This window comes from Cylindrospermum sp. FACHB-282 (assembly GCF_014697195.1).
In the GTDB taxonomy this organism is placed as follows: domain Bacteria; phylum Cyanobacteriota; class Cyanobacteriia; order Cyanobacteriales; family Nostocaceae; genus Cylindrospermum.
Map to the genome: position 1 here is coordinate 65,330 of NZ_JACJRJ010000012.1, position 20,266 is coordinate 85,595.

General features: G+C 44.4%; 15 protein-coding genes. 12 read left to right on the forward strand and 3 right to left on the reverse strand.

Annotation, left to right across the window (positions count from 1 at the left end):
• The first annotated feature begins 6 nt into the window (after positions 1 to 6).
• From H6G32_RS08700 to H6G32_RS08740, 9 genes are all read left to right on the forward strand, one after another.
• Positions 7 to 1,527: a class I adenylate-forming enzyme family protein gene (locus H6G32_RS08700; RefSeq protein WP_190457158.1), complete on the forward strand. Its 1,521-nt coding sequence runs from the start codon at positions 7 to 9 to the stop codon at positions 1,525 to 1,527.
• 94 nt (positions 1,528 to 1,621) lie between these two features.
• Positions 1,622 to 3,454, forward strand: coding sequence for a ScyA-related TPP-binding enzyme (locus H6G32_RS08705; RefSeq protein WP_190457161.1), 1,833 nt, complete (start codon positions 1,622 to 1,624; stop codon positions 3,452 to 3,454).
• 14 nt (positions 3,455 to 3,468) lie between these two features.
• Positions 3,469 to 4,602 (forward strand): 3-oxoacyl-ACP synthase III family protein, encoded by a 1,134-nt coding sequence (locus H6G32_RS08710; protein WP_190457243.1) that lies wholly within the window; start codon positions 3,469 to 3,471, stop codon positions 4,600 to 4,602.
• Between the two features lie 42 nt (positions 4,603 to 4,644).
• On the forward strand, positions 4,645 to 5,058 hold the full coding sequence (gene aroH, locus H6G32_RS08715; RefSeq protein WP_190457163.1) for a chorismate mutase: 414 nt from the start codon (positions 4,645 to 4,647) through the stop codon (positions 5,056 to 5,058).
• A gap of 169 nt (positions 5,059 to 5,227) precedes the next feature.
• A complete protein-coding gene (locus H6G32_RS08720) occupies positions 5,228 to 6,520 on the forward strand; it encodes a tyrosinase family protein (RefSeq protein WP_190457165.1) in 1,293 nt (430 codons plus the stop codon).
• Positions 6,521 to 6,627: 107 nt separating this feature from the next.
• Positions 6,628 to 7,335 carry a Coq4 family protein gene (locus tag H6G32_RS08725; protein WP_190457168.1) on the forward strand — a complete coding sequence of 236 codons (708 nt, stop codon included), beginning with the start codon at positions 6,628 to 6,630 and terminating at the stop codon, positions 7,333 to 7,335.
• Between the two features lie 82 nt (positions 7,336 to 7,417).
• On the forward strand, positions 7,418 to 8,371 hold the full coding sequence (locus H6G32_RS08730) for a hypothetical protein (protein WP_190457170.1): 954 nt from the start codon (positions 7,418 to 7,420) through the stop codon (positions 8,369 to 8,371).
• Between the two features lie 99 nt (positions 8,372 to 8,470).
• Entirely contained in the window at positions 8,471 to 9,391 is a 921-nt protein-coding gene (locus tag H6G32_RS08735; protein ID WP_190457171.1) for a DUF5602 domain-containing protein, read from the forward strand.
• Between the two features lie 284 nt (positions 9,392 to 9,675).
• Positions 9,676 to 11,364: an alpha/beta hydrolase gene (locus H6G32_RS08740; protein ID WP_190457173.1), complete on the forward strand. Its 1,689-nt coding sequence runs from the start codon at positions 9,676 to 9,678 to the stop codon at positions 11,362 to 11,364.
• A 241-nt stretch (positions 11,365 to 11,605) separates the two neighbouring features.
• On the opposite strand, the gene murD is transcribed toward H6G32_RS08740, so the two are convergent.
• Together murD and glyS are read right to left on the reverse strand one after the other, a co-directional pair.
• Positions 11,606 to 12,994, reverse strand: coding sequence for a UDP-N-acetylmuramoyl-L-alanine--D-glutamate ligase (murD, locus tag H6G32_RS08745; RefSeq protein ID WP_190457176.1), 1,389 nt, complete (start codon positions 12,992 to 12,994; stop codon positions 11,606 to 11,608).
• A gap of 85 nt (positions 12,995 to 13,079) precedes the next feature.
• The gene (gene glyS / locus H6G32_RS08750; RefSeq protein WP_190457177.1) at positions 13,080 to 15,254 is read right to left on the reverse strand and encodes a glycine--tRNA ligase subunit beta; all 2,175 of its coding nucleotides are present in this window, start codon (positions 15,252 to 15,254) and stop codon (positions 13,080 to 13,082) included.
• A gap of 924 nt (positions 15,255 to 16,178) precedes the next feature.
• Between glyS and H6G32_RS08755 the strand changes: the two genes are divergently transcribed.
• The 3 genes from H6G32_RS08755 (at position 16,179) to H6G32_RS08765 (ending at position 18,247) form a co-directional block, all read left to right on the forward strand.
• Positions 16,179 to 17,471, forward strand: coding sequence for a glycosyltransferase family 4 protein (locus tag H6G32_RS08755; RefSeq protein ID WP_190457179.1), 1,293 nt, complete (start codon positions 16,179 to 16,181; stop codon positions 17,469 to 17,471).
• Positions 17,472 to 17,495: 24 nt separating this feature from the next.
• Positions 17,496 to 17,828 (forward strand): hypothetical protein, encoded by a 333-nt coding sequence (locus H6G32_RS08760; RefSeq protein ID WP_190457258.1) that lies wholly within the window; start codon positions 17,496 to 17,498, stop codon positions 17,826 to 17,828.
• 233 nt (positions 17,829 to 18,061) lie between these two features.
• Complete coding sequence (locus tag H6G32_RS08765; protein WP_190457181.1) at positions 18,062 to 18,247, forward strand: high light inducible protein; 186 nt, start codon at positions 18,062 to 18,064, stop codon at positions 18,245 to 18,247.
• Positions 18,248 to 18,323: 76 nt separating this feature from the next.
• Here the strand turns inward: H6G32_RS08765 and H6G32_RS08770 are convergent, their stop codons facing one another.
• Positions 18,324 to 20,234 (reverse strand): heavy metal translocating P-type ATPase, encoded by a 1,911-nt coding sequence (locus tag H6G32_RS08770; RefSeq protein ID WP_190457245.1) that lies wholly within the window; start codon positions 20,232 to 20,234, stop codon positions 18,324 to 18,326.
• Positions 20,235 to 20,266 lie beyond the last annotated feature (32 nt).

The following is a 20,266-nucleotide window of genomic DNA, read 5'->3' on the forward strand; positions in this document are numbered from 1 at the left end:
GTAGCCATGAACATTGCACATCATATAGAGCGTGGTCATCTGTGGTTTCCTGACAAAATCGCCCTGATTTTTGAGGATAAATCTTTTACCTACAAAGAGATTAATGAGTTGGCAGGGCGAGTTGCAAATGGGTTACAAGGATTGGGAATAAAAAGAGGCGATCGCGTAGCCTTGTTTCTGCCAAACATTCCAGAATTCATTATTTCCTATCTTGGTATTCTCAAAATCGGTGCTGTTGCCGTCTCAGTTAATGTCATGTTGAAAAGTGCTGAAGTCAGCTATATCCTTCATGATTGTGCTGCTAAAGTAATAATTACAACTGAGTCACAAAGCAATCAGGTACTAAAGGCAGATTTACCTGAATTGCAACACATTTTGATTGCAGAAGGCAGCGCCAAAGATGGAATTACTTTAGCACAACTGATGGAAAGTGCTTCCCCTAAGGCAATGGCCGTGGCAATGGATCGTCACGCTCCTGCTACCATTGTCTACACATCAGGAACAACAGGTTTTCCCAAAGGCGCTACCCTTTCCCACGGCAATGTAATTTCCAATATGTATTCCCAAAACCGTTGTTGTGGAATGGGGCCGGACGACCGATTACTGCTTTACCTGCCAATATTTCATTGCTTTGGTCAAAACGCTATTCTCAACGCAGCATTCAACATCTGTGCTACCGTCATTCTGCAACGACGATTTGACCTTGAGGTAGTACTTAACACGATAGCTGCTCATAAAGTAACAATGTTTTTTGGTGTGCCGACTGTATTCATAAAATTGCTGAATACGGACACCTCTGGCTACAATTTTGAGAGCGTGCGTTATTACTTTTCAGCCGCCGCACCCTTGCCACTTGAAATTGCCCAAAGTTGGCAGGAAAAGTATGGGTTTTTTATTCATGAAGGATATGGTTTAACTGAAACCTCACCTTGTGCCTGCTATAACCATGACTTGAAATATCAACTAGGTTCAATTGGCACTCCAATTGAGAATGTGGAAATGAAGATTGTTGATAGTGATGGTCATCAGGTGCAGCCAGGTGAGTTAGGCGAGATCGTAATTCGCGGACCAAACGTCATGCTTGGTTATTGGAATCGCCCATTTGAAACCGCAGAAGTTATTAAGAATGGTTGGTTCCATACTGGTGACATTGGTCGGATGGACGAGCAGGGATTTTTCTACATCGTTGACCGATTGAAAGACATGATTAATGTGTCTGGATTTAAGGTATATCCAACTGAAGTTGAAAATGTTATTTATCAACATTCATCTGTTGCTGAAGTAGCCATATATGGCGTTCCTGATGCTTTCAAAGGAGAGATAGTTCAGGCAAATATTGTCCTGAAACCTGGTCACAGGATTACGGAAGAACAAATCATTGACTTCTGTTCTGTGAGAATGGCAACATACAAGCTTCCCCGTGTAATTAATTTTGTCGATTCACTGCCCAAAAACCCGACTGGTAAAATTATGAAGCGGCTTTTACGGCAGCAATCAATCGCTCAATTATCTGCTGTTAATGCTTAAAATAAGCAAGACTAGCTCTTCTGTTGTTCATGCACTCAAAGCAGCATTATTTCTTTAGTTAATCAGTTTTTTGTAGTAATTAAAATTCACAGATATGAGCGTTGAATCTATTAATCAAACTGCAAATCCATCTAAGCAGTTACCAATAAAAACTCCTGTCCAACCTAATCACCTCTCCGTTGAACATTCAGTTGGTTCTTCTATTTTTTCACCACCCACAGCGCCAACTCCTAATGGCAAATCTATTCAGTTAGAACCAACCAATCTGACTGTTGCACAAGCTGTAGTGAAGATGCTGGAAGATTTAGGAGTACGCCGTGCATTTGGTGTTTCTGGAGGGGCGATCGCACCCTTCTGGGCTACCCTGACCCATAGTTCCATTGAGGTACTTCATTTTCGCCATGAAGCCGGAGCCGCTTTTGCTGCCACCGAAGCTTACATTGCTAATGGTGAGCCCGTTGTTGTATTCACCACCACGGGACCAGGTATCACTAATGCACTGACTGGACTGATGGCGGCCCGCTGGGAAGGTGCAAAGGTGATTTTCTTATCGGCTTCCACCTCTGCACCACAGCGAGGACGCTGGGGTTGTCAGGAAACCAGTGCCTACACCATGCCCATTTCAGGTATTTTTACCTCAGGCCCACTGTTCAATTACGCCACTACCCTCGAAAACGATGTTGAACTGCCAGAGGTTGCTTGCAGGCTGGCCAATGGCTTGGCACGACCAGAAGGCTTTGTAGCTCATATTAGTATTCCTACGGGCATCCAGACTAGTTTAAGCAATGTATCGATGCCACGGGTGAATTCCACACACACCCTTGCAACCCTGAATGAGGAAGCGATCGCCGAATGTGTACACTTGCTTTCTGAAGGATCATTTGCGATTTGGGTTGGCTTTGGTGCAAGGAATGCAGCTAAAGAGATCCGCGATCTGGCTGAAAAAACAGGAGCAGCGGTGATGTCATCACCCCGTGGCAAGGGAATCTTTCCAGAAAATCATCCGCAGTTTGTCGGTGTCACAGGTGTCGGTGGGGATGACTCAGTTCTTGCATATATGCAAGAGCAACCACCTTTACGTACCTTAGTCTTAGGAACACGCTTGAGTGAACCTACATCATTCTGGAGTCCAGTGATGATACCCTCACAAGGTTTCATCCATGTTGATATCGACCCAGAGGTGCCAAGAGTGGCCTATCCAACCGCTGATACCTTCGCTATCCAGTCTGACATCAGACTGTTCCTCAAGGCTCTGCTGAAGCAGCTTCCAGAAGGTATGGCTCGGTTCTCGACCCTTTCCTTACCTCGTCCTCAACGTGAAGTAATCAAGCCTAGCGCGGGTGGTCTAGTGCGACCAGAAGTACTCTTAGATGCTATACAACGCTTAATTGTCGAGGGTAGCGATGCAGTTGTCATGGCAGAGTCGGGTAACTCCCTGGCTTGGGGAAATCATATGTTGCGATTTGCCCAACCGGGTCGTTACCGGGTCAGCACTGGATTCGGTTCCATGGGTCATTTCGTTACAGGGGTCGTAGGTGCGGCCCTGGCGCGGAATGGTAAGGCCGTGGCCATAGTTGGCGATGGTGCCATGCTGATGAACAGCGAAGTCAGCACCGCTGTAAAATACCAAATTCCTGCGGTCTGGATTGTCCTGAACGACGGCGGCTACAACATGTGCAAGCAAGGAATGTCCTTGCTGGGCTTTAAGGGCATAGATGGAGATGTACCCCAGGCGGATTTCGTCGAAATTGCTCATGGTATGGGAGCTAACGGTATACGCGTCGAAACTGAGTCCGACCTAGAAGCAGCGCTGGAAAAAGCAATGGCATCACCTGTACCATTTGTTGTAGATGTGATCATTGATGCCAATCAGCCTGCACCCATTGGGGGTCGCGTTAAGAGTCTAATCTCACAAGGCGCTAAGTAATCAGGAGATTTATCATCATGTATCAACCAGTAGGTATTCGCTCACTTGCAGTCAGCTTTCCTAGCATCATCCGCACCAACGATTATTACAGAGAGAATTACCCCCACTTAATTGCCGAGGCTGAGAAAAAAACCTTATCCAGGGTGTTTTCTACTGCTGACCCCACCTCTCTGAATGAGTTTGACTTGGAAATGGCCCCCTATCTATCTGACCCTTTTCGTGGTACTGTAGAAAGAAGGGTATTTGCTCCTGGGGAGACATCACTGACCATATCATACAGCGCCGCCAAAGACGCTCTGGATGCGGCAAACCTCTCCCCCAAAGAAATTGATCTGATGCTCGTTGCCACAATTTTTCCTGAGCAAATTGTACCTGGCAATGCTGCCTTTTTAGCTGGTGAACTCGGATTGCAGGGTGCTGCCTGGAATATTGATTCCACCTGCTCGAATGCTATAGTCGCACTTCAGACAGCTTCCGCATTTGTGCGTACAGGAGATTACCGCAATGTGCTAGTAGTTATCTGCACTAACTACTCCAAGTTTACCGATGAGAATGATACCCTGGCATTTTTATCAGGTGACGGGGCAGGAGCCTTTGTGGTTAGCTCAGTCAAACCTAACCAGGGCGTCCTCGGTACAAAAATTATTAACACTGCCTCAACTTGCGGGACTTTCTTTAATGAGCTGACGACGGACGACCAAGGCAACCCACGTATGTATATACGGGCAGCAAAAGGTACAGGCAAGGTGCTGAGTGATACCTCTGTCAAGTTGGTTCGAGAATGCTGCTCAGGCGCCCTAGAGGCTGCTGGCGTGAGTCTTGATGAGATTGACTTTTTTGCCTTCAATACTCCTACCGCCTGGTACGCCAACGTCTGCGCCCGCGCCCTAGGCATAGATCCCCAGCGCGCAATCAACCTCAACGATCGCTATGCAAACATTGGTCCTATGCTCCCTCTGGCCAATCTGTACCACGGCGCAGAATTTGGCAGAATTCGTGAAAATGATTTAGTTTTGGTTTACACAATTGGTTCAGTATCTAACGCAGGTGCAAGTGTGATGCGTTGGGGCGATGTCGCACTGGGCCCTGCTCCCGCTCCCCCAGTGAGCCTTAATCGTCAGGAACACAGGATTCCTACTCTTTTGTGATGTGCGGTCAGGTCTTCATAACTAATTTTGGAGGAATTTGACATGGAGTGGAGAGTTAGAGCTATTCGTGGGGCAACAACTGTAGCGGAAAATTCTGTTGTGGCAATGCGAGAAGTTGTGAATGAGCTTCTAGATGAACTGGAAGCTCATAATGAGTTAGATCCCAGCGAGATTGTCAGTGTTACCTTTTCGGTTACTCGCGATCTAGATGCTATTTTTCCGGCAGCGATCGCTCGAGAACGTCTTCATTGGAGTAATGTGCCTTTATTAGATGTGCAGCAAATGTATGTCGAGGGTAGCTTACAACGTTGTATTCGTTTATTGATCCACTTCAATACAAAAAATCCTCTTGTGCAGATTTATCATCCGTATTTACGCCAAGCCAGAAATTTGAGACCAGATTGGAGTTTATCTCAAACAATCTTGCCATTGAAGACAATGGTACAGACAGGATGATCAGGGACTGATTTGGCGATCGCGCTGCTCTGTAAATCTAGGGTACAGAGGCAGATAGCTGGCAGTTCTAGACTTTCCTACCCCTAGATGTATTTTCATGTGCCAGCATGACTTTTGGTCGAGTCCCGAAAAACTGTGAGTATGTTGATCAAACAAAAAGGAGAAAAAGATGAAAATATTTCAAAAAACATTCACAATACTAGCTGTTAGTATTACTGCTGGTCTAAACATATTCGGGACTCGATCAATAGCCGCAGACCTTGCTGTTCGCAAGAACGTTGTTGATCTCACCTCACAGGAAAAAACAGCATTCGTCAGTGCGGTGAAGACATTATTCAACACGACCCCAGAAGGTAGTACAATCAATCTATATGAACAGTTTGTTGTCACCCATGTAGAATCAATGGGATTCGGCATGTCAACCCATCACCATGAGGAAGATACAGCTTATGGTCCAGCTGCTGAGGCAGGGGTTGATGCCGCCCACGGAAATGCAGGCTTTTTGCCCTGGCATCGCGAATTATTGTCCCGATTTGAAAATCTCTTGCAATCAGTAGACCCAACTGTCACAATTCCATACTGGGATTGGACTGACCCCGAGGCACTTGACATTGTCTTAGCTGACGACTTTTTAGGACCAAGGGGTCAGGGAGGAACCTTCACCTTCAACGGACAAACTATTGATGCAGGTTTAGGAACTTCAGCAGGGGGTCCTGTTCAGTCCGGTCCTTTCTCAGAAGCTGAGGGATGGGTACTCAAAAGTGAGATAAATGTTGATATGTTTGGAAATTCGCGGGGTACATCACTAGTCCGCTTTACCCAAACACCAGCTTTTAGTAATTCTTACTTACCCAAAGAAGATATCGAATTTGCTCTTAGTCAGGACAACTATACCGATTTTCGCCATGCCTTAGAAGGAGAGCCTTACACTGATAGCCAGGGTAACTATATTTCCAAGAATTTTTATAATCACAATGGCGCCCACCCATTAATTGGCGGGCTACTTTTTAATGAGAACAACGAGCCGGTCGCCGCTCTTGGCACTATGACCACTGTGACTTCTTCCCCTTATGATCCCGTATTTTGGGTGCTTCATTCTAATGTGGATCGCCTCTGGGCGGAATGGCAAGATAATGGACATACAGGTACCGCTTATTATCCTGCCGAGGGTCAACCCTATGGACACAATCTCAATGATCGAATGTGGCCATGGGATGGAGGTCAGTCCAGACCAGGAAATGTTGGCTCAGGTCATCTTGTAGATTTATTACCAGTTCTCGCATCAGATGATATTGTCACACCAGCAGACACTCTGGATTTCAGAAAGAGATATGGCTACACCTACGACACCCTTCAGACTAAAATCCCTGAACACAATTCTACATCAGGTCTATTGGGACTGGGGGCTTTAGGTGCAGGTTCTCTGCTGAAGCGTAAACAGAAGCAGATTACTCTGTCTTAGCTTTTATCTAGGTACTTACAGCCAGAGATGGACTTGTGAAAAACGAGATGCTTTGGCTGTGAAATTGTCAACACCAAAATTGTTCTAAATCAGAAAGGAGTTTGGCTATGGAAACCCAAAATGCAGTGGTTGGAGTGCAAACTAATCAAAATATCCTTCTTAACGACCCAAATTTTGTGCAGTCCCTTCTAGGGATAGCAACTAATCCTGAGGATCTTAGCTGGTATTTCAAACTAGAGGAGGCCATGAAACAGCTAGAGACAGTAGAAGTGTCTGAATATATTGAGCAGCTGCGGCTCACCCCTGAGGCAGACAAGTTGATTGAGGAACGCTATGTGGGACCTCAGTATAAATTAGAAGACCTGAATAGGAATTGCGCTCCTGGGACACTGGGCTACGTTTACTACCATCATATGACCGGCAATGGTATTCCTGCCTATGATTACGGCGCCTATGAGTCCCCTGACGATGCCACTTATATCAAACTCCGGAAGATGCAGACCCATGACATCTGGCACGTGATCACTGGCTACAAGACAGATGTACTGGGAGAATTAGCACTGCAAGGTTTTTGTCATGGTCAAGGACCAACAGTCTACCAGACTTTGATCATGATCGGGATGACTCTACACTTTGCTACTGCCAAAAATCAGATACTAAACAAAGCACTTGATGGACTATTTGAGGGTTGGCAGCGTGGACGTGACGCCAAGCCACTCTGGTCAGTGCGTTGGGAAGAAATGTGGGATCGACCCTTAGAGGATCTCCAGCGAGAGTTGAACGTGTTGCCTGGCCGGGTGCTGTTAGCTGATTAACAAGGCCCACGCCTCCATCCAACAACAAATCAAGACATCAAATAATACTATAACCAAGATGAATTTACGGGGAGTGTATTCTGTGGTGACTCTGAATAATAACTTAGTGGTAGCTCCCCTGGGAGCAGTGCTTATCGCTCTGGGAACAGTTACTGCGGCGCCTGCGGCAACCTTCTATGGAGAGTCGCAGTCATTAGGAGAGGGTAGTGTTCGTAGCTATTTCACAGTTGATGATAATACTGGAAAGGTCTTAGAGCTTGGTATATCCCTCACAGAAGGAGCGCTTTCTGTACCCACTGGCAATGATGCTCAAGAGGTCTCAAATGAGCTTTCGTTGTCATCTGAGGCTTCGGGAGCTACGGCAGTCCAGACGGCGGAAGTTATTTACAGCCCGAACAGTGGTGGTACGGGTCCCGAATCTGTCTTTACTGTGCCCCGCTACAGATTTTCTTTTTTCTATCTCAGTTCTGAGCAACGAGACCAAATATGCCCAAATCCCGGCACCGTGACTTATACCTTCATGGACCTGGTCAGCAGCTACACTTCCTGTGTTGGTGACGAGCTGGCACAGGCGGTCAAAACACCAGAACCAGAGGCTATCCCTGATGGTTTTCAGGGATTTGAGGCAGGTAATGAATTATATGCCCAGCCGCGCTATGGAACCCGTTATGCTGACCCCAGCCTCTTCGCTCCTGTAGCCATGGGGCAAGTGCCATTCACCTCTAACTACAACTATGGGTATTTCGATGGCCAATGGAGTTTCGCCTATATTGTGGTCACGAAGGACTTTTTGGAATCGAAACCAGATGGTGTGGTTAACTCTCTAGCCCAACCCGAAAAATATCCTGGGGATGGAATTTATCCAACTGAGTATGTCGTGACCTATGATTCCACTACTGAAGAATACAGACTGGGGCTACGAGGCTGGAAAACTGTCCCAGAAAATTCTCCAGCAGTGGGTTTACTAGGGCTTGGTCTTTGCGGTGCAGTTTTACTTGGGAAGAAAAAACTGAAAAAACTGAAGCTAGCTAGCTAATAGCAATAGCCAGCGGCATGACTCCTGTCCTCCGCTATGCAAATCTTCAACCTAATCACTGAAAGTATCGCTTTTATTCATGTTTGGAGAGTCTGTTCAATGGTTACTCTAAAAAAGTTTTCTTTGGCTCCCTTGGGGGCAATACTGATGACTCTGGGAACAGTCAGTGCAGCACAGGCAGCAACCTTCTATGGAGAAACAAAGTCACTAGGCCAAGGATTTATTAGTTCCTATGTCACCCTCGACGATATTACGGGGAAACCTTTAGATATCGGCGTAGCCTTCACCGAAGGCGCTTTGTCTTTATCTACCGACCCTGATGATCCTGGTGCTCAAATAGAGCTGGCCTTGCCCTCTGAAGCTTCAAGTACAGTATTCAGCGTCATTAACGTGGACTATAGGACGCGGGGTTATCCACCAAATCCAGAAGTCTTCAATGTGCCCAATTTTCGGATTAGTTATTTCGTCCCCACTTCCGAGGAGCGCGACCAAATCTGCCCAAATCCTGATACAAGTACCCTTGTAGCCACCTGTGTTGGTGAAGAGAAGGAAAAGGCGGCCAAAGCGCCAGAGGAAGACGCTATCCCTGAAGGTTATGTCCAATTTCCCACGGCTGATGCATTCTATGCACAGCCGCGCTATGGGTCGGGTGTTTATAACCCAAATGATGCTTTTGCAGTAGTAACTGGCCAGGAGCCACTCACCTCGCTCTCTAATTATGGAATTTACGATGGCGAAATAAATTCTGTGCAGTTATTGGTCGTGAAGGATTATCTTGAGTCGCAACCAAGTGTTACCAAGTCTCTTAGCCAACCCAAGACTTATGCTGAAACTGGCTATTTTCCAACTGAGTACAGCATAAATTTTGATCAGACTACTCAAAATTACAAGGTGTCCTTAGGGGGGTTAACTTATCGTACTGTTCCAGAACCCTCTGCTGGATTAGGTCTATTAGGGCTTGGTCTTTGGGCTGCTGTTTTACTAGGGAAAAACCTACCGAAAAAACTAGGGCAAAATTGACTGGATTAGCTTTGCTTCCGACTGTTTCAGGTAAGCGGCTGGTCTATTGAGTTAACGCTGTTTTAGGTACTCTCACACTGTATGCAAGCATACAGTGTGGGCAACAAGCGCTGTACTATCGGACATTAACTCAGCTTTGCTTTGAGTTTGTCAAATCACAGGAGTTACACAGCAATTCTCCTGTGAAATTTTGGTTGTCAACAAAAACTTTCTTAGCCCAGAAAGGTAGTAAAATACACAAATATCAGCTATATTCCCGTAATTACAAATTGGTGGAGAAGTTCGTGGGAAGAAGCTGGAAAGGTCTAAAAATAGCTGCAAGTTGTGTTTGTGCCTTGGGTAAAGCCTTTACTGTAGGCATCGCTCTGACGCAATTTTTCGGGGCAAATACCTCTGCACAAGCGGCTGAGACGATTGTTGTGCGTATTGGACTGTTGGAAGAATCTATCTCTCTTGCTGAGTTACAAAAGGCTGCGGACACTGGAGCATTTCCTCCGAGTTTAAAGCCTTATATCCAGGGATTATCAGAACAACAACGCCGCTTCTTTTTGGAGGGGCTAAAAATGTCTGTACCTATAAATGTTGTCAGCATTAATAGGTTACTTAATACCCAGTTGGGTACAACTATTCTTAACGATGTCTCTACGGCCGTAGTCCGCAAGGATAAAGCTGGAGTACAAGCACTAAGAGCAGGATTTGTGTTAGGTGCTACCGCTCCTCAGGGTCTTTCTGTACTCAGTTTTATTGCTGCTTATCCGAGTAAATATTTAACAATTAATTTACCCCAGGCACTGAGAGTTGCAGGCAGTTTAAATACTTCTTTTTGGCGGACTCAGCAATTTATGCTGGCGATCGCACCCCAACTCGACCCTAGACAACCGCAGATGTCTTTCTCCTTTGATCCCAGCCAAGGGGGAATAGCTCAAGTACAAGTACTCAACTTGAATTTGAATGACCAAAAGCGAGTTCGCAACATCCCCGTTGATGTTTATTGGTCAACTGCTGCAACCCCTGAAAAACCTGTAATTGTCTTTTCTCACGGATTCGCGTCAATTCGCACTGATTTGCGCTATCTGGCACAACATTTAGCTTCTCACGGTTATGTAGTTGCAGCTTTAGAACATCCTGGAAGTAATGGGACAAATACCAACTCTGCCATCCAGGGTAAAAATAGTTTCCTCAAGCCCCAGGAGTTTTTGGATCGTCCTAGAGATATTAGTTTTGTCCTCGATGAACTAGAAAAGCTCAACCTAACAGCTAATAACCCACTGCAAGGAAAACTGGCAACCAATAAAGCGATGGTTATTGGCTATTCTTTTGGTGGTGCAACAGCTTTATCACTGGCTGGGGCTGAGTTACAACTGGGGGGACTTAAACAACGGTGTCAGAATAAATTGAATGTGTTGAGTTTGGGTGAAGGTGTCCAGTGTCTTGCTCAAGGTTTACCAGAAAACAGCTATCAACTGCGGGATGAAAGAATCAAACAAGCGATCGCACTCAGTCCCACAACTTCTTTATTATTTGGTGAAACCGGTTTAACAAAGGTACAAATCCCCACCCTAATATTAGCAAATTCCGCTGATAAAACTACCCCAGCTTTAACAGAGCAGATTATTGGATTTGCCAAAATCCCATCTCCCAAATGGCTGGTTGGTGTACTTGGTGCTACTCATCTGAGCGTGAAAGACCCCAGCACAACTTTAGATCAAAAGGAAAAATTGAATACACCCTTTAGTGGTGGTGAAATTGTTGGTGATCAAGCAACTGATGTTCGCAGATTAGTGAATGCTCTAGCCTTAGCATTTGCTGCACAGATGACTCCAGAAGCTAGCAAATATATTGTTTTTCTCACCCCAGATTATGCTCAATTTGCCTCAACTCAGACATTTCCCTTTCGCTTAGTAACGGAGATTCCGCCTGAAGCTATGGGGTTAGTAAACGAATTTACTGGAAATCAAATAAGTCAACCTTAAAAAACATAAAATTTTTGTAATTAAGATAATTTTCAGCTTATGAAAAAGGGCTTGGAAGGGAAACCAAGCCCGAACTTCACTCAGGGTAAAATTACCTTTTAGTCTAAATAATTGCAGTAGGTAAAACATCTTTCTTGGGGTGGATGCACAATAAATAGGAGAGTTAAATTTAAAGAAACTTCCTAACATTAAAATCCCCCTCGCCCCCTCAATCATCGGGGGGCTAATTTCTCTCAGATTTTCAGGATTTTGCCCAATCAAGGCACAATTGGCGGAAATGATCGCCCCGCGCTTCAAAATTTGGATATTGGTCAAAACTGGCGCAAGCAGGGGAGAGCAAGACCACAGAAGCTTGATAGTGCTTGGCTAATTCCGCTGATTTAGGAATGGCATTGGACATGGTTTCGACAATTTCATAATTAGCATAGCCCACCTCTTCCAGGCGTTGGGCAAATGCAGGTGCAGCTTTGCCTATTAGTAAAACAGCAGCGGCTTTGGCTTGAATTTTTGCTAACCAGCCAGTATCATCACCTGGTTTAGCTTCGCCACCAGCTATCAAAATTGCCGGACTTTTTACAGATGCTAAACCAACTTCGGCTGCATCATAATTGGTGGCTTTACTATCATTAATAAAATCAATCCCTTCCCAAGTGCAGATATTTTCTAACCTATGGGAAACGCCAGGGAATTCACGGATTGCACTGGTAATTGCTTCGCTATCAATTCCTGCTAACCTTGCTGCTGCTACCGCCATCAGAAGATTTTGCTGGTTGTGCTCTCCCACCATTCGCAAAGCAGATACTTGGACAATGGGTTTTGGTGGAGTTTCGGCATTTAATTTTTCTATCACCCAGCCATCTTCTATATAAAAGCCTTTTTCGCTAATCAGGAAATTTTTGCCTTTGACGCTTGTCCAATAGGCATCAGGCCAATGATTTAAACCTAATTTGCTCAAGTAGGCATCATCTCCATTGAAAATTTGCAATTGAGACTGATGCAAAAGTTTAGCTTTAATGTTGTAGTAATTTTCTAAAGTTTGATGACGCGCTAAATGATCTGGTGTGAAAGTTGTCCAAACACCGATACGGGGTGCTAGGGAAACAGAAGATTCTATTTGATAGCTGCTAATTTCTCCAATTACCCAATCGGGAGGTTTTGCAGCGAGGGCGACTTCGCAGGCAGCATAACCAATATTGCCACAGGCGGGGGCGTTTAATCCTGCTGCTTGAAAGATGGCGGCTATTAAGGCGGTGGTGGTAGTTTTTCCGTTGGTGCCGGTAATTGCTACCCAAGGTATAGTTTGCAAATTTCGCCAAGCCAGTTCCATTTCTCCAATGGTTTCTATGCCTAATTCTCTGGCTTTGACTAATGGGGGAATATCCCAAGGTACACCGGGACTGACAACTATTAATTGGGGTAAATCAGGACTATTTAAATCCAAAGAATATCCTAATTTAACGGTAATTTTTTCGCCTGCGAGTTGTTGAAGGAGGGTTTCGGAGGTGTTCCGTGAAGCTATGCTGTCCGCGCTAGCGGAATCGCAAATTTCCACCTCCCAACCTCCCCGTTTCAACAATCTTGCCGCACCAACACCGGACTTTCCCAATCCAATAACGCGAGCTTCTGGCATAGACTGTGCAATAGATATCCCTGGTTAAGCACTCCCCATGGTAGCGTTAATCGGCAAAAATTACACCTTTTTTTGCTGTTCTATGCTACAGATTTTTCACAATTGCACCGAAATCTGCCAGGACACGGCCATGATTTCGCAATAATCCGAGCAAATTCAACCGATTGCGCTTGATATCAGGATTGGAATCCATGATTAACACGCTATCTGCACCATCAAAAAAGCTACTTACTGTGGGGGCAATTTTTTCTAGTGCGGCTACTAACAGTTGGTAATTGCGTGATTCTTGGGCTGCTTGGGTTTGGGGGACTAATTCAACTAAGGCGTTATAAAAAGCTGACTCGGAAGACTTTTGGAATAGTTCTGGGTTAACTACGGCTGTTGGTTCTAGCTGTTTGGTGTCTAAATCACCCTGTGCTGCTAGGCGGGTGGAACGGTTAACGGTTTCATAGATTTTATCCAATGTACCATCTTTGCGGATTTGTTGCAGATATAAAGCGCGATCGCGTACATCTAGTAAATCTTTTAATGCCCGTTTGGTATATTCTGGGTCATTTTCGCCCAAAACCGCATTTACCAAGTCATAATCAATCTGCTTTTCTTCTTGCAATTGGGTGCGAATGCGTTGCCAGAAAAATTCTTGCAAAGCGGTAATTAATGATTCTCTATCTTTACGAAAATCTACTGCAAAATTTGTTGCTGCTTGCGCCAATAAGTTTTCTAAATCTATCGGTAAATTAGCAAACCAAGTAATGTTAATTATCGCATTTGCTGCACGTCTTAAAGCAAATGGATCAGAGGAACCGGAGGGGATTAAACCTAGTCCGAAGATGCTAACTAATGTATCTAGTCTATCCGCCAAACCCACAACTTGACCTATGAGAGTTTGGGGTAAATCATCATCAGCATTCTTGGGTAAATAATGTTCAATAATTGCTTTAGCAACTTCTGGCTCTTCACCACTAGATAGAGCATACTTTTCTCCCATAATGCCTTGTAATTCTGGGAATTCATACACCATTTGTGTTACTAAATCAGCTTTACAAAGTAAAGCTGCCCGTAACACTTTTGTGATGAAGTCAGGAAAGTCAGTCGTTGAAATTAATTGCGCTTTTGTCAGATGATGCACAATTAGCCCAGCAATATCAATAACTCGATTTACTTTGGCGCGGACAGAACCCAAATCTTCTTGGAAAGTGACTTTTTCTAACTGAACTAAAAAGCTTTCTAATGGTTTAGCTAAATCGGCTTCGTAGAAAAATCTGCCATCAGCTAAACGCGCCCGAATTACTCTTTCGTTCCCGACAGCGATGATATCTGCTTTTTGAGGATCGCCGTTAGAAATGGTGATGAAATTAGGTAATAATTCTTGCTGGGCAATATCTTTGAAGACCGGAAAATAACGCTGGTGGCTAACCATGACTTCAGTAATTACTTCAGTGGGTAATTCCAGAAATTCATCTTCAAATTTGCCGATAACGGCTGAGGGGTATTCTACAAGATTGATAACTTCTTGTAACAAGTCGGGGTAAAATACTGTAGACCCGCCTAACTTCTGTACTGCTGCTTCAACTTGTTCTTTAATGATGTGTTTCCGTTCTTCTGGGTTAACGATAACAGAAGCATCGCGCAGAATGTTTACATAATCTGTGGCTTGGGGAATGGTTACAGGTTGGGGATGCAAGACGCGATGGGCAAGAGTTAGGCGATCGCTTTTTACCCTTTTGCCACCATTCTCTAATTCTAGCGGCAAAATTTCTGCATCTAACAAAGCTACCAGCCAGCGAATAGGGCGGGAAAATTTACGATCCCCACTTCCCCAACGCATCAACCGCTTACCTTCTAAATTCCAAACCCACTGGGGAACCAATTCTATGAGAATTTCCGCCACAGGACGTCCGGGAGTCTTTTTGTTCACAAAGACAAATTCCCCTTTGTCTGTAGGGCGAACTTCTAGGGCGTCAAGTTCCACACCTTGCTTTTTGGCAAAACCCACGGCTGCTGGTGTTGGTTTACCATCTTTAAAGGCTGCTTGTGCGGGGGGACCTTTAATTTCTTCTTCCTTGTCTGGTTGCTGGGATGGTAAACCTGTGACGAGTACCGCTAACCGCCGGGGAGTACCGTAAACTTCCACAGCTTCATGCTTGAGGCTATTTGCTTCCAGACTTTGGGGAATGCGCGATCGCCATTGTACTATGGCATCACTGAGAAAGCTTGCCGGTAGTTCTTCTGTTCCAACTTCTAATAAAAACGCAGGCATAGGACTCTGTTTTCAACTTCGCGTAGCTCAACTTTAGCAGTCAATCCCAATAGTGTACCCTGCCAGAACCCTGAGGGATGCCATGCCTAGCCGTTTCAGCTAGAATTGTTACAAGAGTGACAAACTTGGTTGAGACTCCACACCCCTGGTATCAAATGAGGGGCATAGACTTGACTTTAGCAGCAGTATAGCTATTTTACTCAATCTCATTGGCTGTGTTTTATCAAATTTACTCTCTCAGGAGAATATTTTTATTTCTAATTTTTTGTTGGGAAATATAAAGACAAAACATTGATGCTTTGCTGGCGACGATCAACCGAATCTTCTCAGGGATATTGGTGCATAACTAAGTCTAAATAAAATTTGAGTACCACAAGCATAAACAAGCATAAATATTACATAAAGAGATTTTAAAGTTTTGAATAATCTAAGTAAAATTTCTCATTGAGAACCATAAATATTGAATATAATGTTACAGTAGCCAAACAAAACTTAAGAGCAAGGAGTTATAATTCGACTATTGATATCATCGTTGTTACCACTAGGTAAACTTAATACTAGGACTCACGCACCATACAAGTTAACCCTCATCTGTGGTAATGGAACTCTGTTATTTCATGCTGTTGGTAAAAGCCCAAAGATAGGTAGCAATAGCTATATTGGAAAAATCAACCTTTAATGCCTGAAAAATCCCATACCATACGTGTTTTGTTCTGTCAATAGATAAATCATAAGTACTAAACCGTGTTTTTAGTGTGTTCTTAATCACTAAAATTGAATAAAAATACAGGCTGGGGATAAATCATCAGTGTTTAAAGCAACTGATACAAGAGAATAATAACTTAGTAAGAAAAAATACTAGACTTGCCTGATGTTAGGAATTAATCTGACAATTTCGGGCAGACTTCAGGAATTCACAAACTCATGCACATTCTGATTTATTCCTACAACTATCATCCAGAGCCGATTGGTATTGCTCCCTTAATGACTGAACTAGCAGAAGGATTCGTAGAGCGAGGACATAAAGTACGGGTGATTACAGGAATGCCTAACTATCCTGAGCGCGAAATTTACGAAGGTTATCGGGGCAAGTGGTACGTTACTGAAGAAAAAAATGGTGTTACCATCCAGCGAAGTTATCTGCGAATTAAGTCTAAACCCAACCTCATAGACAGGTTGTTACTTGAATTAAGTTTTGTCTTAAGTAGCTTGCCCCAAGCCCTCAAAGGCGAGCGTCCAGATGTAATTATTTTAACTACTCCTCCTTTACTAGTTACTTTGCCTGCAACCCTACTTGGTTGGTTATACAACTGCCCAGTAGTGCTAAATTTGCAAGATATTCTCCCAGAAGCTGCTGTGCGCGTCGGCTTGCTAAAAAACAAATTGATGATTCGCGGCCTGGCGGCTTTAGAAAAATTTGCCTATCGGACTGCACGCAGTATCAGCGTAATCACAGAAAGCTTTAGTGATAATTTAGTGAGCAAGGGAGTGCCTGTTAAGAAAATTGTTTGCATTCCGAATTGGGTAAATGTGAATTTTATCCGCCCCTTACCAAAGAAGAGCAACCCTTGGATATCTACCCATCAATTGCATGACAAATTTGTGGTACTCTACTCCGGTAATATTGCCCTAACGCAAGGATTAGAGACAGTAATCGCAGCAGCAGCTCGCTTGCGTGACATCAGAGAAATTGCTTTTGTCATTGCTGGCGAATCAACAGCTTTGACAAGATTGCAAAATTATTGTCTGTCTTGTGGAGCAGATAATGTTTTGCTGCTACCATTGCAACCACGAGAAGAACTACCCCAAATGCTAGCGGCGGCTGATGTGGGGTTGGTTGTGCAGAAGTGCAATATAATTTCTTTTAATATGCCTTCTAAGTTGCCTCTGCTGCTTGCAAGTGGTTGCGCGATTGTGGGTTCAGTTCCCGCCACTGGCACAGCTGCAAAAGCCATCAATGAGAGTGGGGGCGGCTTAGTTGTCAAGCCAGAATCACCAGCAGCTTTAGCGGAGGCAGTGCTAGATTTATATCATAATCCCGTGCTAGCGGCACAGCTAGGTAAGAAAGGGAGACAATTTGCTCTAGAACGCTATTCTTTGGAGCAAGCGCTGGATCATTATGAAGAGCTATTTTCTCAGATTATTACCAAGCGATCGCCTATTTGTCAGTCACAATTGAGAGCCAAAGAATCAGTGGAGTCAGCTATAGACCTTTAAACATTGGGTATGGGGATTGGTTCTATGAATACCAGCTTTTTATCTGACTTTCTGGCGAGAAAAATTCTGGGTGGCATTGGTGTAGAAAACAATCTAGACTGGCGTTATGTTTGGTATGGACTTGATCAAGTGATCCGCTTTGGTGCTAGGGCAGATCAATTAGAATTTGAGGCGTTGCTGATTGAGAATATGAATTTGTTTCGCGCAGAGGCGCAAAGGCTCAAAGGTACGAAGAAAAAGAAGGGTAATTTTGGCATTTCATACTTTGATTCAGCAACGCCGAATTTGATATGGGTACTTGGTCGGATGGCCAAGGTGTGCAGCCGATTACGGTTTATTTGCCATAACCACCTTTAATTTGATGCTGGGGAATTTCTCCCGATGCTTGGTTTACCACGCCTTTTTCTCACGATGAGTGGAATCTGCTGCAAATGGAGCGGATTAGACAGTTAGAGCAAAGTGCAAAAGATTGATTGCTGGGTTGTATTCTTCTAAGGTAAATGCAACATTCTTGCATTCTCTTAAAAATCTGTTACATTACGTTACAGACAGTTGCAACTGTCATAACGCAATACATTGGAGTTTTACTTATGTCAGGTTTCAAAAATCCTGCGCCTTCTCCTTCTACTTCAGAAGATCCAAATGCTTTGCGTTGGGGATTTACTCCTCAGAGCGAAAATTGGAACGGCCGTTTTGCAATGCTTGGTTTTCTCTCTGTGGCTTTGATTGAATTTTTCTCTGGCCAAGGATTTCTGCATTTCTGGGGCATCCTCTAAATTGGTGTAGGAGTTTTCGCCTACATTAAGATCCCTCCTAGCCAAGATAGGTTAGGGGGATAACCTAGGGTTGAGATTAGTTTTTCAGCAATCTTAAACCGCTGAGGGTAACTAACACAGTTGAGCCTTCATGGCCAATGACGCCGATGGGGAGGTTGATATTCCCTAAAAAGTTACCAATCAATAGTAAAATAATGAAGGCAAGAGCTACGGCGATATTCTGTTTTACTATATTGTGCGATCGCCTGCCCAAATGAATCGCCACCGCAATTTTTTCTAACTTGTCTGCCATCAATACTATATCTGCTGTTTCTAAAGCCACATCACTACCAGCGCCACCCATGGCAATACCTACATTCGCTTGAGCTAAAGCAGGAGCATCATTAATCCCATCCCCCACCATTGCTACAGTTTGATATTGTTTCTGGAGACTGCGAATTACATCTAGCTTATCTTCTGGCAAAAGCTCTGCATACACCCGCTCAATCCCCACTGTTTGGGCGACACTGTGGGCGGTTCGCTGGTTATCGCCAGTTAACATGACAATTTCTGCAACTCCCAGTTTCCGCAACCGGGTAATAGTTGCAGCGGCTTCTGCTCTTACTTGATCGGCAGCAGCAATTAATCCGATTACTGTTTCTGCTTGCGCTACCCAAACGACGGTTTTACCTTCTTTTTGCAAAGATTCCGCCATTTCCTGTAATTTATCTGGTAAATTGCCAACATAGCCCTGCACAAAATTGGCATTTCCAACAATGATCTTTTGTTCCAGAGCCATCCCCACAATACCTTGTCCTGGGATAGCTTGCACCTCAACAGTATGTACCCAATCTAAATTACCAGCCGCTTCGACAATTGCCTTACCGATGGGATGTTCAGAAGATGATTCCACAGATGCAGCGGATTTTAAGACATCTGCTGCGGTGAACTCATCAGCAGCAATCACTTGACACACCTGCACCTGTCCTGTTGTTAGGGTACCAGTTTTATCAAATGCGATCGCTCTGACTCTGCCAATCTTCTCCAACTGGGCACCATTTTTAAACAAAATTCCCTGTCTAGCACCATTAGCAATTCCCGACAGCAAAGTGGGCATAATAGCCGCCATTAAAGCACAGGGAGATGCTACCACCAAAAAAGTTAGCGATCGATAAATCGTTATTTCCCAATTCCAACCCAAGATAAACGGCGGTAAAATTGCCAGCAATATCCCAGCAATCACAATTACCCGCGCATAACCCCGTTCAAATTTCTCGATAAACTCTTGAGAAGGTGGTGCTTCAGTTTGCGCCTGTTCCACCAAACGAATTACCCGTTGGATTAAACTGCTTTCAGCCGGTTTGTGTACCTTCAACTTTAAAGCACCATAACCATTAATTGTGCCAGCAAAAACTTCCTCCCCCACAGTCTTTTCTACAGGTAAAGATTCCCCTGTAATAGCCCCTTGATTCAGAGCGCTGTAACCTGACACAATCAAACCATCAGTAGGAATTATCTCACCTGGTTTAACAAGAATTTCATCCCCCACCTGTAGCTGAGAGATAGGAACTTCCTCTTCTCTTCCCTGACGCAAAACCCGCGCCGTGTCAGATGTCAGTTTCATCAAACTGCGGATACTGCGTTCAGTGCTACGCATAGCGTAACCTTCCAAAGCGCCGCTAATGGCAAAGATGAGAATCAAAATTGCCCCATCAATAATTAGATGGTATTCCCGTTTCCATAATCCCAAACTAGCAGCACCTAAAGCCGCCACTATCATCAGCAAATCTACATCTAGTTCTTTTTCTTTAAAAAGGGTGGTTAGTCCCTCACGGGCGCTTTCATAGCCACCGATGACATAGGCAGCAGGTAACAGCAGCAGGGCTAATCCCAACCAGCCGAGATGCAAAGAGAACCAGCCGAGAAATAGTAGCAAGCCGCAAACTAAGGCGGCGAAGGCGTCGGCGTGTTCTTTGGTGAATTGGTTTAAACGCTGGGGGTAGAGCATTATGGGTTGCATTAACAAGGAGTGCTCTTACT

Excerpts from the sequence above, each read along its gene's own strand:
- H6G32_RS08765 (WP_190457181.1), top strand. The coding sequence starts at position 18,062 with ATGTCAGGTTTCAAAAATCCTGCGCCTTCTCCTTCTACTTCAGAAGAT.
- H6G32_RS08725 (WP_190457168.1), top strand. The coding sequence starts at position 6,628 with ATGGAAACCCAAAATGCAGTGGTTGGAGTGCAAACTAATCAAAATATC.
- H6G32_RS08755 (WP_190457179.1), top strand. The coding sequence starts at position 16,179 with ATGCACATTCTGATTTATTCCTACAACTATCATCCAGAGCCGATTGGT.
- H6G32_RS08705 (WP_190457161.1), top strand. The coding sequence starts at position 1,622 with ATGAGCGTTGAATCTATTAATCAAACTGCAAATCCATCTAAGCAGTTA.
- H6G32_RS08770 (WP_190457245.1), bottom strand. The coding sequence starts at position 20,234 with ATGCTCTACCCCCAGCGTTTAAACCAATTCACCAAAGAACACGCCGAC.
- glyS (WP_190457177.1), bottom strand. The coding sequence starts at position 15,254 with ATGCCTGCGTTTTTATTAGAAGTTGGAACAGAAGAACTACCGGCAAGC.
- H6G32_RS08700 (WP_190457158.1), top strand. The coding sequence starts at position 7 with ATGAACATTGCACATCATATAGAGCGTGGTCATCTGTGGTTTCCTGAC.
- aroH (WP_190457163.1), top strand. The coding sequence starts at position 4,645 with ATGGAGTGGAGAGTTAGAGCTATTCGTGGGGCAACAACTGTAGCGGAA.
- H6G32_RS08760 (WP_190457258.1), top strand. The coding sequence starts at position 17,496 with ATGAATACCAGCTTTTTATCTGACTTTCTGGCGAGAAAAATTCTGGGT.
- murD (WP_190457176.1), bottom strand. The coding sequence starts at position 12,994 with ATGCCAGAAGCTCGCGTTATTGGATTGGGAAAGTCCGGTGTTGGTGCG.
- H6G32_RS08735 (WP_190457171.1), top strand. The coding sequence starts at position 8,471 with ATGGTTACTCTAAAAAAGTTTTCTTTGGCTCCCTTGGGGGCAATACTG.
- H6G32_RS08720 (WP_190457165.1), top strand. The coding sequence starts at position 5,228 with ATGAAAATATTTCAAAAAACATTCACAATACTAGCTGTTAGTATTACT.